Genomic DNA, 14,043 nt, shown 5'->3' with positions numbered 1-14,043 from the left:
TCAGCGTCCCTTTCCGATCAGATCGCCCAGCCGGTCGCCGATCAGGTTGGCCGACAGCACCAGCAGGAACAGTGCAAGCCCCGGGAAGGTGGCGATCCACCAAGCCGTGGCGATGTAGTTGCGCCCCGTCGACAGCATCGCGCCCCAGCTGGCCATGGGCGGTTGCACGCCAAGGCCGAGAAAGCTGAGCCCCGCCTCGAACAGGACCATCAGGCCGAATTCCAGCGTCGCGACGACCAGCAGCGGGCCGATGATGTTGGGCAGGATGTGCAGCGCCAGCACGCGCGGCGTCGACGCCCCCATGGCGCGCGACAGCCGGACAAAGGGCCGGTCTGCAAGCGCCAGCGTCTGGCCATAGGCGACGCGCGCATAGCGCGGCCAGCGGGTCAGGGCGAGCACGAGGATCACGTTGATGAAGCCCGGCCCCAGAACGGCGACGGTGATGATCGCCAGAAGGATCGCCGGGATCGACAGGAAGATGTCCACCAGCCGCATCAGCACGGTTTCCACCCAGCCGCGCAGGTAGGCGGCCAGCATCCCCACGGCGACGCCCACCACGCCCGACAGCAGGACCGACGACACGGCGACGACGATCGACACCCGCGCGCCATGGATCACCCGGCTCAGCACGTCGCGGCCCAGCTCGTCCGAGCCCAGCAGATACAGCGCGCCGCGCGCTTCGAAACCGGGGGCTTTCAGGCGGGCCATCAGGTTCTGGCGGTCCGGGTCCATCGGTGCCAGCCACGGCGCAAGGATCGCGCAGGCCACCAGCGCGGCCAGCAGCCCGGCGGGCCACCATGCCGCGAGGGTGCGGGGGCGAAAGGCGAGGGCGGCGCTCATGACTTGGTCAGGCGGACGCGCGGGTCCACCACCGTGTAAAGGATGTCGGCGGCGAAATTCGCCGCGATGGTGACGAAGGCCCCCAGCAGGACCACCGCCTGCACCACCATGAAATCGCGCGCGGCGATGCTTTGGACCGTCAGCAGGCCGAGCCCCGGCCATGCAAAGACGGTTTCCACGATCACGGCGCCTGCCAGCAGCTGCGAGATCTCCAGCGCGGTGATCGAAATGACCGGGATCGCGGCGTTGCGCAGCAGGTGACGGCGCACCAGCCGACCGGTGCCGACACCGCGCATCCGGGCCGAGCGGATGTAGTCCTTGGACAGTTCATCCAGCACCGAGGCCCGCGCGATCCGCGCATAGGTGGCCAGCGACAAAAGCCCCAGCGCGATGGAGGGCATCACCAGATGCGCCAGCGTGCCGGTGCCCGAAGGCGGCAGCCATTTCAGCGTGACGCCGAACAGCAGGATCATCATGATCCCGCTCCAGAAGGTGGGCAGCGATTGGAATGCCAGCACGATGCCCATGATGACGCGCGACACGGGCCGCCCTTGGGTCAGCGCCATGACCAGCCCCAAGGGCAGGCCGATGACCAGCGCCACGACCAGCGCCCCGGCGGCCAGTTGCAGGGTCTGCGGCAGGCGGCTGAGCAGGATGTCCCAGACCGGGGCGTTGCGGATATAGCTGCGGCCAAGGTCAAAGGACGCCATGTCGCGCAGGAAATCGAGGTATTGCACCCATAGGGCGCGGTCGAGGCCAAGCGTGCGCCGCATGGCCTCGATATCCTCCTGCGTGGCGGTTTCCGGCACCAGAAGCAGCACCGGATCGCCGGTCAGGCGCTGGATGAAGAACACCAGCGTGACGACACCAAAGATCGCCACCAGCGCCTGACCGCTGCGTTGCAGGAGGAAGCGGCCCATTTACTCGGACCAGCTCATGCGGTTGAGGAACAGGCTTTCGTTGGCCGTCGGCGTGAACTCCAGCGCCGCATTGGCCCCATACAGCACCGCCGCCTGATAGATCGGGCGGGTCAGGTATTGCTCGCGCACGATCTGGTGGACCTTTTCATAGGCCGCCTGCCGGACGCTTTCGTCCAGCGAGGTGCGGGCCTCGTCCAGCAGGCTGTCCAGTTCGGGATCGTTGATCCGGCTCCACGAGCTGCCCGAATGCAGCAGCGGATAGGCGATGCCGTCGGCATCCTGACAGGCGCAGGACCAGCGGCCAAAGCTGAGCTCGGGGCGTTCCGCCCGATCCGCCGCGCGGGCGGCGGCCAGATAGGTGGGCATGTCGGTCATCGAGATCGACACGTCGAAGCCCACATCGTTCAGCATCTGCTGGATCGCCTGCACGACTCGCTGGTCAAAGACCGGCGCGGTGGCAAAGGTGACGGGCGTGGCGGCAATGTCCGCCTTGGACGCCACGATCTCGGCGGCCTGTTCGGGGTCGTATTCGAAGGGCGCGATGCCCTCGGCATAGCCGAAATGCGCGGGCGACGAGAGCTGCGCCATCGGCACCTCGCCGGCACCCAGAAGGCCCTCGGCAATCCCGGCGCTGTCGATCGCCAGCGAGGCGGCGCGGCGCAGGTCGGGGTCGTTGAAGGGCGGCTTGTCCACGTTCCAGCCCAGATAGGCCACGCGCTCGGTGGGCGCGCTCAGCACCTTGACGTCCGGGTTGCCCGCCAGTTGCAGGGCGCCGTCGCTGTCGAGCCCCACCACGAGGTCGGCAGCCCCGGCCTGAAGATCGGCGATGCGGGTCGCCGCATCGGGCACCGCGCGGAAGACGGCGGTTTCGAACGGGCCCATATCGCCCCAGTAGTCGCCGTTCTGGGTCAGGGTCACGGACACGCCCTTGTCCCATGTGTCAAAGGCATAGGGGCCGGAGCCCACGGGCGCCTCGTTGAAGGCATCGGTGCCGACCTCTTCGACGATGGCCTTGGGCACGACCGACAGCTTGACCAGCTGCGCCAGCAGGGCGGGGTAGGGGCTTTTGGTCGTCAGCTTGACCTTGTTGCCGTCCATCACCTCGGCGCTGGTGATCGAGTTGAACTGACCCAGCTGCGGCGAGCCGAACTCGGGTTCGATGATGCGCGACACGGAATAGGCCACATCCTCGGCGGTCAGGGGCGAGCCGTCGTGAAAGGTGACGCCCTCGCGGATGGTCAGCACCAGTTCGGTGTCCGAGGTGTATTCCCACTCTGTCGCGATCTGCGGCACGATCGTGCCGTCATTGTCGCGCGTCACCACGTTGTCGAAGATGTTGCGGTAGACGTAGTAGCTGTCCGGGTTCCACTGCTGGTGCGGGTCCAGCGTGGCGGGTTCGCCCGACAGGTCGATGGTCAGGTCCCGCGCCATGGCGGGCAGGCTCAGCGCGAGGATCGCGGCGCTGGTATATAGTCCTTGTCTCAGGGTCTTCATGAGGGTCTCCCTTGTGCGGCAGCCTGTTTTCTGGACGCGCCAAGCCCGCTGCCGGGGCCAAGCGCCGCTTCGCTTTTCAGCATCTGGTGCAGAACGAACCGTTCCTGCGCGTCGATCAGGGCATGCCGGGCGCGGGCGATGCCATCGGCATCGGCGTCCACCACGGCCTGCACGAGGTCAAAAATCTCGGCCCGGCGGAACATGTGCCCGGCCCCGGCATCCTCAAGGTAGCGGACCATGCGCGCCGAATGGTGCCACAGCTTGCGCAGGTGGCGTGCGCTGAACGGGTCGATCGCGCCCAGCAAGTGGCTGTCGATCTCGTCGACGAAGTGGCGAAAGGCCACGACCGCGCCGCCGGTGTTCTGGTCCTGCATGGCGCGCAGGATGTCGCCGATCCGGGCCACGTGATCGCGTTGGGTCCGGGTCAGCGGCGCGGCGGCCAGCGCGGTGGGTTCGACCATGCGCCGCGCGGTCAGCACCTGCCCGACCAGCGCGCCCGTGACCGGCAGGATCTGCCAGCCCAGCCGCGCCTGCGGGCTGGCCCAACCGTCATAGCCCAGCCGGGTCAGGGCGGCGCGGGCGGCGGCGCGGGTCAGGCCGAACCGGTCCATCACGTCGGCCTCCGTCACCGTCTCGCCCGGCAGGACCTCGCACCAGATGACGGCATCCAGCAGGCGATCCTCGGCAAAGCGGGCCTTGGCCTCGGGCTGGGGCAGGCCATCCGGCGCAACGGAACTGCGCAGAAGCGGGGAATGGGGGTCGTACATCGCGGCGTCCTTTTACAAACATGTTTTAGGACCCGTCCTGACATGTCAATAACGTGGTTAAGACATTTCATGTGATCGTGAAGCCCGCGGGCCCCGGGCTGCCCACCCGGCACGCAGCCGTGCTTGACCGGCCTACCCATCGCTGCCACACCTTGGGCACCGGGACCGGCAGCTGGGCCGCAAGGTCAGCCCTGCGACCGCGCCACAGACAAGAGGATCTGATTGAGAATGCCGGGAAAATTCTGGGTGTCGTCGAACTGGAGGGGCGTGTCTCGCAGCTGTGGCGAAACGGTCGTGACGCGTTACGCTGCCGCCTGCGCCGTGGCGCGGCGCTGAAACCTGCAAGGAGCACGGACCATGGCCAAAGGACCCCGCAAAGTCATCATCACCTGTGCCGTCACAGGGTCGATCCACACCCCGTCGATGTCGCCGCATCTGCCCGTGACGCCTCAGGAAATCGCCGACGCAGCCATTGGCGCGGCGGAGGCGGGCGCGGCGATCATCCACCTGCACGCCCGAAACCCCGAAACCGGCATTCCCGACCAGTCCGTCGAGGCCTATGCCGGCATCCTGCCCGTCGTCAAACAGCGCACCGGCGCGGTGCTGAACATCACCACCGGGGGCGCGCCGACCATGGCCGCCGAAGAGCGGCTTGGCCCGGCGCTGCATTACAAGCCCGAGGTGGCGAGCCTGAACATGGGCTCGATGAATTTCGGCCTCTACCCGATGCTCGACCGCTACAAGACGTTTGAGCACGACTGGGAAGAGCCCTATCTGCGCGGCTCCGACGACCGGGTGTTCAAGAACACCTTTCGCGATATCGAGATGATCCTGACCAGATGCGCCGATAACGGCACCCGGTTCGAGATCGAGTGCTACGATATCGGCCATCTCTACACGGCAAAGCATTTCGTCGATCGCGGGCTGATCAAGGCACCGATCTTCATCCAGTCGGTGTTCGGCATCCTTGGCGGCATCGGCCAGCACCCCGAAGACGTCATGCATATGAAGCGCACGGCGGACCGGCTGTTCGGCGACGATTACCGCTGGTCGGTTCTGGGCGCAGGTGCGAAACAGATGCAGATCGCCGCGCAATCGGTGATGCTGGGCGGCAATGTGCGCGTGGGGCTGGAGGACTCGCTATGGCTGGGGCGCGGCAAGCTGGCAGAAAGCAACGCGGCGCAGGTGGCGTTCGCGAAAAAGATGATCGAGGATCTGGGGATGGCGGTCGCCACGCCCGACGAGGCGCGCGAGATCCTGAACCTGAAAGGAGGCGATGATGTCAACTTCTGACACTGTTCTGACCGAGCGCGCGGGCAATGTCCTGCGCCTGACCATCAACCGCCCCGAAAAGCGCAACGCCATCAACGACGAGGCCATCCTTGCGCTGACGGCGGCGTTCGACGCGGCGGCGCGCGAGGCGGACATCCGCGCCATCGTGCTGACCGGGGCAGGGGAGAAGGCCTTCTGTTCCGGGGCGGACCTTGGCGGCGGGGTGTTCGATTTCGACTATTCCGAGCCGATTTCCAACTATGCCAACATGCTGCGCGCCGCGCGTCGGACGACGGTGCCGGTGATCGGGCGCATCAATGGGTTTTGTCTGGCCGGGGGCATGGGCCTGCTGGCGGTCTGCGACATGGCGGTGGCTTCGTCGACAGCCAAGTTCGGCCTGCCAGAGGTCAAGGTCGGCCTGTTCCCGATGCAGGTCGCGGCGATCCTGCAAAGCATGATCCCGGCGCGCAAATTCGCCGAGATGTGCTACACGGGCGAGATGCTGACCGCGGACGAGGCCTTGGCCTGCGATCTGGTCAACTACGTGGTGGACCCCGCCGAACTGGACGCAAAGGTCGACTGGCTGGTGGACCGCGTGGTGACGAAATCCCCCAGCGCCATCCGCCGGGGCAAATATGCGCTGAACGCCACATCGGGCATGACCTTCGAACAGGCGATCAGCTTTCTCGAAAGCCAGATCGGCCTGATGCCGCAGACCGAGGATGCGCGCGAGGGGCTGGCTGCCTTTGCCGAAAAGCGCAGCCCCAATTGGACGGGCCGCTAGGCTCATCCCTCACACAGGAGCACCAAGATGAAGATCACCCGCGCAGGCAGCACCCCCTCCACCGTCGGCCCCGAGGACTGGTTCACCGGCACCGTCCGCATGGACAGCCTGTTCAAGGCCGACGCGCCCGGGCGCGCCGCCGGGGCGCATGTGACCTTTGAGCCGGGCGCGCGCACCGCGTGGCACACCCATCCCGCCGGGCAGACGCTGATCGTCACCTTTGGCCGGGGCCGTGTCCAGCGCCAGGGCGGCCCGGTCGAGGAAATCACCCAAGGCGATGTCGTCTGGTTCCCCGCCGGGGAAAAGCACTGGCACGGGGCCGCCCCCGACACCGCCATGAGCCATATCGCCATTCAGGAGGTCGTCGACGGGTCGGCGGTCACTTGGCTCGAACATGTGACCGACGCGGATTATGCCGGTTGACCCGCAAGCCTATCTCAAGGGACTGACATGGATTTCAAAATCTCCCCCCGCATCGAGGATTTCCGCGCCCGCATCGCGCGCTTTGTCGAGGATGAGATCCTCCCGCTCGAAGCCGACCGCGCCAATTACGATGCGCATGAGAACATCCGCAAGGATGTGTTGGCCGGTCTGCGGGACAAGGCCAAGGCCGAGGGGCTGTGGTGCCTGCAACTGAAGCAGGAGACCGGCGGGCAGGAATTGGGCCTGATGGGCATGGCGGTGTGTTACGAGGAAATGAACCGCTCGATCTTTGGGCCCTGTGTCTTCAACGCCGCCGCGCCGGATGATGGCAACATGCAGGTGCTGGAAAAGATCGGCACCGCGCAGCAGAAGGAAGAGTGGTTGCAACCGATCGTGCGCGGTGACGTGCAATCGGCCTTTGTCATGACCGAACCGGCGCCCGGCTCCGGCTCCGATCCGGGCGGCATGATGCTGACCCGCGCGGAAAAGCGCAATGACCGCTATATCATCCGTGGTCGCAAATGGTTCATCACCGGGGCGGAGGAGGCCGAGCATTTCATCCTGATCGCCCGCACCTCGGACGACCCGCGCAAGGGGCTCTCGGCCTTCCTGCATCGGCGCGACACCCCCGGTTTCCGCATCGAGCGCCGCATCCCGATCATGGGACCGGAGGAGCATGGCGGCCATTGCGAGGTGGTCTACGAGGATATGGAAATCCCCGCCGAGAACCTCTTGATGGAGGAAGGCGACGGGCTGAAGCTGACGCAGATCCGGCTTGGACCGGCGCGGCTGACCCATTGCATGCGCTGGCTGGGGCTGGCGAAACGCTGTGTCGAGATCGCCAGCGAGTATTCCCAGAACCGCTTTGCTTTTGGCGAACGCCTGTCGAAACGCGAAAGCGTGCAGATGATGATGGGCGACATCGCCATGCAGATCGAGATCGGCCGCCTGCTGGTGATGAAAGCCGCATGGGAGCTGGAGCGCGGCGGCTATGCCCGCAAAGAGGTGTCGATGGCCAAGGTCCATGTCGCCAATGTGCTGCACAAGGCGGCGGATGTGGCGATCCAGATCAACGGCGCGCGCGGCTATTCCAAGGACACGCCCTTGGAATGGATCTACCGCTACGCCCGTCAGGCGCGGCTGGTCGATGGCGCGGACGAGGTCCACAAGATGGTCCTGCACCGCAATGTCGAGAAAGAGGGCCGCGATTTCTGGAAATGGGACGTCTCGGAATGAGCCTCGATTTCGACGCGGCGCGGCTGGACGGGTTTTTGGCCGGGCAGTTTGGCCGCGCGCCGATGCAGATCGACCGCATCGCGGGGGGCCAGTCCAACCCGACCTATTTCGTCACCCATGGCGACCGGCGCATGGTGCTGCGCAAGCAACCCAATGGCCCGATCCTGCGCGGCGCCCATGCGGTGGATCGCGAATATCGGGTCCTGTCGGCGCTGCACCCCACCGGCGTGCCGGTGCCGCGCCCGGTGGTCTTTTGCGACGATCCGGATGTGCTGGGCACGCCGTTCTACCTGATGGACCGGGTGGACGGGCGCGTGTTTCCCGACGGCGCCCTTGCAGAGGCCGATCCGGCGGAACGGACCGCGCTGTGGATGGGTCTGGCCGATGCCATGGCCAAGATGCACGCCGTCCGGCCCGAGGACGTGGGGCTGGGCGACTATGGCAAACCCGGCAACTATTTCGAACGGCAGATCGCGCGTTGGTCGACGCAATGGGCGGACAGCCCCCATGACCCGATCCCCGAACTCGACCGCTTGCGCGATTGGCTGATCGCCAACCAGCCCGAGGATGATGGCCGCGTCAGCCTTGCGCATGGCGACTACCGCATGGGCAACGTGCTGTTCCACCCGTCCGAGCCGCGCGTCGTCGCGATCCTCGATTGGGAACTGTCGACGCTGGGTCATCCGCTGGCTGACCTTGGCTATTGCTGCATGGCGTGGCACACCTCGCCCGACGAATATGGCGGCCTGCTGGGGCTGGACCGCGACGCGCTGAACCTGCCCTCCGAGGAGGCTTTCGTCGCCCGCTACATGGACAACAGCCCCGGCATGGCGCCGCTGACGACCTTCCACAAGGCCTTTGCCCTGTTCCGGTTCGCGGTGATCTGGGTGGGCATTGCGGACCGCGTCAGGGCCGGGACCGCCGTTGTCGAAAAACCGCCCGAAGGCATGGCGGCGAAATTCGCCCGCCGAGGGCTAGACGTGATCGAAGGCAAACAGTGATGAGCAGAATTCAAACCGTCGGCATCGTCGGCGCCGGGACCATGGGCGCGGGCATCATGATCAACTGCACCAGTTCGGGTCTCGACGTGGTGCTGGTCGACCGCAGCGCCGAGGTGCTGGACGCCGCGCAGGCGAAACAGGCGAAATACCTCGCCCGGCAAGTGTCCAAGGACCGGATCACCCAAGATGAGGCCGATGCCGCCGCCGCGCGTCTGACCACTGCCACCGACAGCACCGCGATGGCGGAGTGCGATCTGGTGATCGAGGCGGTCTTTGAAAACCTCGACCTGAAGAAGAATATCTTTGCCGAACTGGACATGATCGTGCGCCCCGATGCGATCCTTGCGACGAATACCAGCTGCCTGCGGCTGGCCGACATCGCCGAGGCGCTGACCGATCCCAGCCGTTTCTGCGGGATGCACTATTTCAGCCCGGCCGAGATCAATCCGGTGGTCGAACTGATCGAAGGCCCGCGCACCCGCCCCGGCGTGCTGGCTGCCGCGAAAGGCTTCCTTGAGCAGACGAAAAAGACGGTCATCGCCTGCAAGGACCAGAACGGGTTTGCGCTGAACCGCTTCTTTTGCCCCTACAGCAACGAGGCGGTGCATATGCTGGATGAGGGGATCGCCACCACCGGCCAGATCGACGCCGCCGCCCGCGCGGCGTTTGGTCTTGCCATGGGGCCGTTCGCGGTGATGAACATCATCGGCACGGCCACCAACCTGAACGCGGTGCGCAACCTGTCGTCGCTGGGGCCGTTCTATGCGCCTGCCAAAGGGCTGGAAATGCAGGGCGCGGACAATAGCCCGTGGCAGATCGAAGAGACACCCGCGCCGCTGGACGACGCGACGCGGCAGGCCTTGATCGACCGGTTCGTCAATTCCGTCCTGCTGCCCGTCTGCGAAGAGATGACCGAGGGCACGGCGACGCTGGAGGCGATCGACACGGGCGCGCGGCTGGCCTTCCGGTTCGAACATACCCCCGGTGCGCTGCTGGCGGAACTGGGCGAGGGGGCGCGCCCGCGCCTTGCGGCCTTTGCGGCCAGCCGGGGGCATCCGACCGACAAGCTGTGACGCGGCGGCGCCCCCGCATGCGGGGCGCCCGACGACGTCGAAGCTTGTTTCATCACGAGACATGTGGTACGGAGTGACATGCCGAGGTCGCGCCGCAGCAACGTTCGGCGCCCTTTTCATGACATGAATGAACACGGCCATGACTGGACCAGTCAGGATTGATTGGCCGTAGCCCATCCGCCGGACGTGGTTCGCGCGACGGTCGCGCGCTTGCCGGTGGATGTCGTTTGAAAATTTGCCACCGCATCGCAGAGCGGTGTCGGGCGCGTCCGGTGACGGATGGCCCGGCCAACGGGATTTCCCTTGAATGATGGAGTTTGCGCACTTGGACGATGACCAATGCATGAGACCCGCCGACACCGGCACATCCGGCCTGAGACTGCATATCGGCTGCCGTATCAGCCACACCTTGACGCAACCGACCCCGATGATCGCGCTTCTGAACGTGCATTATTCGCGCTTCGGCGATCTTGAGCGGGCGGATTACCTCGTGACCGAACCCAGCGTTCCGCTGGAAAGCTACCGCGACGGGTTCGGCAACTGGTGTACGCGGATGATGGCCCCTGCGGGCGAGTTCACGGTGACCACCGACGGGATCTTTCGCGATGCCGGGCTACCCGACCCGTACAAGCCGGACGCCCAACAGCATGCGGTGCAGGACCTGCCGTTCGAAACCATCGTGTTCCTGCTGGGAAGCCGCTATTGCGATACGGACCTGCTGTCCGAGCGGGCTTGGGCCTTGTTCGAGAACACCGCGCCCGGATGGGCGCGCGTGCAGGCGATCTGCGACTACGTGCATCACGGCATCACCTTTGACTACATGCAGGCCGACCCGACCCGGACGGCGTCGCAGACCCTTGCCGGGGGCGTCGGCGTCTGTCGCGACTTCACCCATCTGGCCATCGCCTTTTGCCGCTGCATGAACATCCCGGCGCGCTATTGCACCGGCTATATCAGCGAGATCGGCGAACCCTTGCCCCATCCCGACGATGATTTCGCCGCGTGGATGGAGGTGTTTCTGGACGGCCAGTGGTGGACCTTCGACCCGCGCAACAACAAGCGCCGCACCGGTCGCATCCTCGTGGCGCGGGGGCGGGATGCGGCGGATGTGCCGCTGACGCAGATGTTCGGGCCGGGGACGCTGTCGGATTTCAAGGTCTGGACACGCGGCATCCAGACCGGGGACACCGGCGCGCAGCCCCCGGCAGCGGCAAGCCAAGATGGCAGCCCGGCCCGGTCCTGAGCCCCGTCGCCACCCCACACCACGTACCTGCCTGTCGGGCGGACCGCGACCCGCGTGTCTGCCGACCCATCAAGGAAATTGACATGACCCATCCCATCACAGCGACCTTCCAGTTCGAAAACCCGTTCGACCTTCCCGACTTCGGGGAAAGCATCAGGACCGACAGCGGCGAGCCCGACAGCTATGTCGACCGGATGCTGGCCGACCCGATGACCCGCCTCGTCATGGCGGCAGACGGTGTTTCGGATGCCGAGGTCCGGGGCTTTTACCGACGCCGGATCATCCAGACATCGCGGCCCGTCCTGCCCGGCTTTGCCTTCGCCGATCAGCCCGGCCCGTTTCCGGGCAGTCCGCGACCGGGCATCGGCGAATGAGCGACCAGACCTCCGAATTGCAGGACCTCGACACGGCGCGCGCAAAGGCGGATGTCGAAGCGGATCGCGCCTGCCTGTGCTGCCGCAAGACGTTCCGAAGCGCGGGCTTCGGTGCGCGGGTCTGCCCGCGCTGCAAGACGACGACGGCGTGGCGCACCGGCGCGGGACTGCTGGGGGCATGACCCGCCTGTCGATCGTTCACAAGACCCGCTACACGTTTCGCCGCGACATCGCCCTTGGGCGGCATCGCTTGATGCTGCGCCCGCGCGAGACACGCGATCTGAGCCTCGTTTCGTTCAGCCTCGATATCTCGCCCACGCCCGTGCTCGACTGGTCGCATGACGTGTCCGGCAATGCCATCGCGTCGGCGTATTTCCCGTCGGACGCGGCAGAGCTCGACATCACGGCCCGGATGGTGGTCGATCTGACGGCACCGGTCTGGCCGGTCTTTCCGATCGCGGCCTCGGCCCTGCACTATCCGTTCACCTATGCCCCGGATGAGTTGACCGACCTTGGCGCGCTGTCGAGCCCGCAATATTTCGACCAGTTCGATCACCTGCGCGGCTGGGTGGAGCCGTTGATCGCGGCACAGCCCACCGATACCCTTGCCCTGCTCAAGGACATCTGCAACGCCATCTTCGCCCGGATTCGCTATCAGGGCCGCGAGACGGAGGGCACGCAGGGGCCGCTTGAGACCCTTGCCCGAGGTTGGGGCACCTGCCGGGATTTCGCCGTGCTCTATGCCGAAGCGGTGCGCACCTTGGGGTTCGGGGCGCGGCTGGTTTCGGGCTACCTGTACAACCCGACGGGCGACAGCCTTGGCACGACGGATGCGGGCGCCACCCATGCCTGGGTCGAGGTGTTCGTGCCCGGCGCGGGGTGGATCGCCTTAGACCCGACCAACCGGTCCGTGGGTCCGGCAAACCTGATCACCGTCGCGGTTGCCCGCAACATCCACCAGATTTCGCCCGTGACGGGAAGCTTTCACGGCACGCATGCGGACTTCCTCGGGCTCGAGGTCACCGTCGACGTGCGCAGCGACCCCGATCTGTCGGCGGGCGTGGCGGGCAACGCGCCGGACAAGGCGCAGGGCGGCCCCGCAGCCGCGCCCTGACGGGTCGGTGCTCCGGGACCACGCCGCACCCTGTCGCCGCGCAATTCTTTTTCGATCCGCAGCGCCGCGCCCTTGTGCTTTGCCCGGCCCACCCCCATATGTCTATGGCTGACGTTTCTTCTCTTCGTAATGCTGCCACCGCTCATTCGGTTTCGGTTTATCGACTTGGATCGACTTTGCCGGGCTGCCGCGATCCTGCGGGTGGCATTTCAGAAGGAGATCACGGATATGGCCAATGGCACCGTGAAATGGTTCAACACATCCAAAGGCTTCGGCTTCATTCAGCCGGAACAGGGCAGCAAGGATGTCTTCTTGCACGTATCTGCCGTCGAGCGGGCTGGCATCGGTCGTCTCGACGACGGTCAAGCCGTGACGTTCGACGTCGAATCCGGCCGTGATGGCCGCGAATCCGCCACCAATCTGGCGCTCGCATGAAGCCGACGCTGGAAGACTTGCTTGCAAGTGTTCCGGCTCGGGAAGGGAACGGTGGGAAGCCTCTGGCGCCCAGCGTTTCCGCCTCGAAGGCACGGGGCGCCGAGCCGGTCACCCAGATCGACAAGACGTCGGCGAACGCCAAGCGCGTTCTCGACGAAGAAGCGCAGGCCCGTGCCGACAAGATGGCGGACCTCAAGGCCGCCCGCGAAGCGCGGGACGCCTCTGACAAGACCTGAACGCGCCGGCCATACCGGCTGCGCGACGTGTCCACCCCGTACAACATTTTCCAGATGTTCCGGTGCGGGCAACCGCAACGACATGAGGAGATGACGATGGGCTATTCCGTCCCGAAGAAGCAGCTGGACCTGAAAGAATTCCTGAGCACGCCTGCCAAGAAGCGGCCTATGGTCCGCAGGTTTGGCAGCTTCAAACCTCAGCCGCAGGCCCCACAGGCTGCAACGCCGCCCGTGGCCAAGCCGGACGACGCAACAGAGTGATCTCGCGCGACTATCGCAGCCGGATACGTGCCTGACCGCAAGGTCGTGGCACCCGCTGCATCACGTAAATGACCCTCCTTCAGACCGCGTCACGCGCGCCCGCACGCCCGATCCGGGGCGGCGGAGCAAGGAGTCAGACCGAAAGATACAAAGACACATGATGGAAATCCAATGGGGCGCACCTGTCGCCCTTCTTCAACCGCGCGATGGCGCTGTCGAACAGTTCAGCACGATCGAGAAGGTCCGGTACTGGTTGCGCCGGAAATGGCCGGTCACGGACGCACAGCGACAGACGGCGCTGGCGAAAGTCGAGGCGGCCATGGATTGCATGAGCCCGGTCGAAGACGCCCGGCACGCCTTCCTCGTCGCGGCGCTGTCCGCCGGGTTCGTCCCCGAGCGCGCGCTGTAGCTAGGGCCTATTGCATCGTGTCGATCGGGGCCAGGACCTGCGCCCCGTCGGCACGATGATCGCGACCTGCGTGCTCTTTGCCGATGTTGCAACCAAGTTGAAATGTCGCGTGGTTGGCAAAGCAGAAATGTCCCACCTGGAGCGCCGTGAGCGCAGCCGGG

Annotated in this window: 18 protein-coding genes; 14 read left to right on the top strand and 4 right to left on the bottom strand. The window is 65.8% G+C overall.

Annotated features, from left to right (window positions below; translation table 11 throughout):
- Genes D8Z78_RS19550 through D8Z78_RS19535 form a run of 4 tightly spaced genes read right to left on the bottom strand, consistent with a single transcriptional unit; the run spans position 1 to position 4,021 of the window.
- Positions 1–840, bottom strand: a complete 840-nt coding sequence (locus tag D8Z78_RS19550; RefSeq protein WP_121634565.1) for an ABC transporter permease — start codon at positions 838–840, stop codon at positions 1–3.
- Positions 837–1,760 (bottom strand): ABC transporter permease, encoded by a 924-nt coding sequence (locus D8Z78_RS19545; RefSeq protein WP_121634563.1) that lies wholly within the window; start codon positions 1,758–1,760, stop codon positions 837–839. The genes D8Z78_RS19550 and D8Z78_RS19545 overlap by 4 nt, the downstream gene beginning before the upstream one ends.
- The gene (locus D8Z78_RS19540) at positions 1,761–3,254 is read right to left on the bottom strand and encodes an ABC transporter substrate-binding protein (RefSeq protein WP_121634561.1); all 1,494 of its coding nucleotides are present in this window, start codon (positions 3,252–3,254) and stop codon (positions 1,761–1,763) included.
- Positions 3,251–4,021: a GntR family transcriptional regulator gene (locus tag D8Z78_RS19535; protein ID WP_121634559.1), complete on the bottom strand. Its 771-nt coding sequence runs from the start codon at positions 4,019–4,021 to the stop codon at positions 3,251–3,253. The genes D8Z78_RS19540 and D8Z78_RS19535 overlap by 4 nt, the downstream gene beginning before the upstream one ends.
- Before the next feature lie 357 nt (positions 4,022–4,378).
- Between D8Z78_RS19535 and kce the strand changes: the two genes are divergently transcribed.
- From kce to D8Z78_RS19470, 14 genes are all read left to right on the top strand, one after another.
- Complete coding sequence (gene kce, locus D8Z78_RS19530; protein ID WP_121634557.1) at positions 4,379–5,314, top strand: 3,5-dioxohexanoate:acetyl-CoA acetone transferase; 936 nt, start codon at positions 4,379–4,381, stop codon at positions 5,312–5,314.
- Positions 5,301–6,077 (top strand): enoyl-CoA hydratase/isomerase family protein, encoded by a 777-nt coding sequence (locus D8Z78_RS19525; protein WP_121634556.1) that lies wholly within the window; start codon positions 5,301–5,303, stop codon positions 6,075–6,077. Before kce ends, D8Z78_RS19525 begins: the two co-directional genes overlap by 14 nt.
- A gap of 27 nt (positions 6,078–6,104) precedes the next feature.
- The gene (locus D8Z78_RS19520; RefSeq protein ID WP_121634554.1) at positions 6,105–6,500 is read left to right on the top strand and encodes a (R)-mandelonitrile lyase; all 396 of its coding nucleotides are present in this window, start codon (positions 6,105–6,107) and stop codon (positions 6,498–6,500) included.
- Positions 6,501–6,527: 27 nt separating this feature from the next.
- Positions 6,528–7,736, top strand: a complete 1,209-nt coding sequence (locus D8Z78_RS19515; RefSeq protein WP_121634552.1) for an acyl-CoA dehydrogenase family protein — start codon at positions 6,528–6,530, stop codon at positions 7,734–7,736.
- A complete protein-coding gene (locus D8Z78_RS19510) occupies positions 7,733–8,737 on the top strand; it encodes a phosphotransferase family protein (RefSeq protein ID WP_121634550.1) in 1,005 nt (334 codons plus the stop codon). The genes D8Z78_RS19515 and D8Z78_RS19510 overlap by 4 nt, the downstream gene beginning before the upstream one ends.
- Complete coding sequence (locus D8Z78_RS19505; protein WP_121634549.1) at positions 8,737–9,810, top strand: 3-hydroxyacyl-CoA dehydrogenase family protein; 1,074 nt, start codon at positions 8,737–8,739, stop codon at positions 9,808–9,810. The genes D8Z78_RS19510 and D8Z78_RS19505 overlap by 1 nt, the downstream gene beginning before the upstream one ends.
- 343 nt (positions 9,811–10,153) lie before the next feature.
- Positions 10,154–11,053, top strand: coding sequence for a transglutaminase-like domain-containing protein (locus D8Z78_RS19500; protein ID WP_338064693.1), 900 nt, complete (start codon positions 10,154–10,156; stop codon positions 11,051–11,053).
- An 83-nt stretch (positions 11,054–11,136) separates the two neighbouring features.
- Positions 11,137–11,427 carry a hypothetical protein gene (locus D8Z78_RS19495; RefSeq protein ID WP_121634547.1) on the top strand — a complete coding sequence of 97 codons (291 nt, stop codon included), beginning with the start codon at positions 11,137–11,139 and terminating at the stop codon, positions 11,425–11,427.
- Positions 11,424–11,609: a hypothetical protein gene (locus tag D8Z78_RS19490; protein ID WP_121634545.1), complete on the top strand. Its 186-nt coding sequence runs from the start codon at positions 11,424–11,426 to the stop codon at positions 11,607–11,609. The genes D8Z78_RS19495 and D8Z78_RS19490 overlap by 4 nt, the downstream gene beginning before the upstream one ends.
- Positions 11,606–12,541, top strand: a complete 936-nt coding sequence (locus D8Z78_RS19485; protein ID WP_121634543.1) for a transglutaminase family protein — start codon at positions 11,606–11,608, stop codon at positions 12,539–12,541. The genes D8Z78_RS19490 and D8Z78_RS19485 overlap by 4 nt, the downstream gene beginning before the upstream one ends.
- Before the next feature lie 228 nt (positions 12,542–12,769).
- The gene (locus D8Z78_RS19480; RefSeq protein ID WP_121634541.1) at positions 12,770–12,976 is read left to right on the top strand and encodes a cold-shock protein; all 207 of its coding nucleotides are present in this window, start codon (positions 12,770–12,772) and stop codon (positions 12,974–12,976) included.
- The gene (locus D8Z78_RS19475; protein ID WP_121634540.1) at positions 12,973–13,212 is read left to right on the top strand and encodes a hypothetical protein; all 240 of its coding nucleotides are present in this window, start codon (positions 12,973–12,975) and stop codon (positions 13,210–13,212) included. Before D8Z78_RS19480 ends, D8Z78_RS19475 begins: the two co-directional genes overlap by 4 nt.
- Before the next feature lie 96 nt (positions 13,213–13,308).
- Positions 13,309–13,473: a hypothetical protein gene (locus tag D8Z78_RS24730; protein WP_164933019.1), complete on the top strand. Its 165-nt coding sequence runs from the start codon at positions 13,309–13,311 to the stop codon at positions 13,471–13,473.
- Positions 13,474–13,630: 157 nt separating this feature from the next.
- Positions 13,631–13,882: a DUF982 domain-containing protein gene (locus D8Z78_RS19470; RefSeq protein WP_121634536.1), complete on the top strand. Its 252-nt coding sequence runs from the start codon at positions 13,631–13,633 to the stop codon at positions 13,880–13,882.
- The last annotated feature ends 161 nt before the right edge of the window (positions 13,883–14,043 follow it).

The organism is Tropicibacter alexandrii, from assembly GCF_003667315.2.
GTDB lineage: Bacteria > Pseudomonadota > Alphaproteobacteria > Rhodobacterales > Rhodobacteraceae > Tropicibacter > Tropicibacter alexandrii.
The sequence above is the reverse complement of the archived record's forward strand: the minus strand, read 5'-3'. Positions and strand labels throughout refer to the sequence as shown.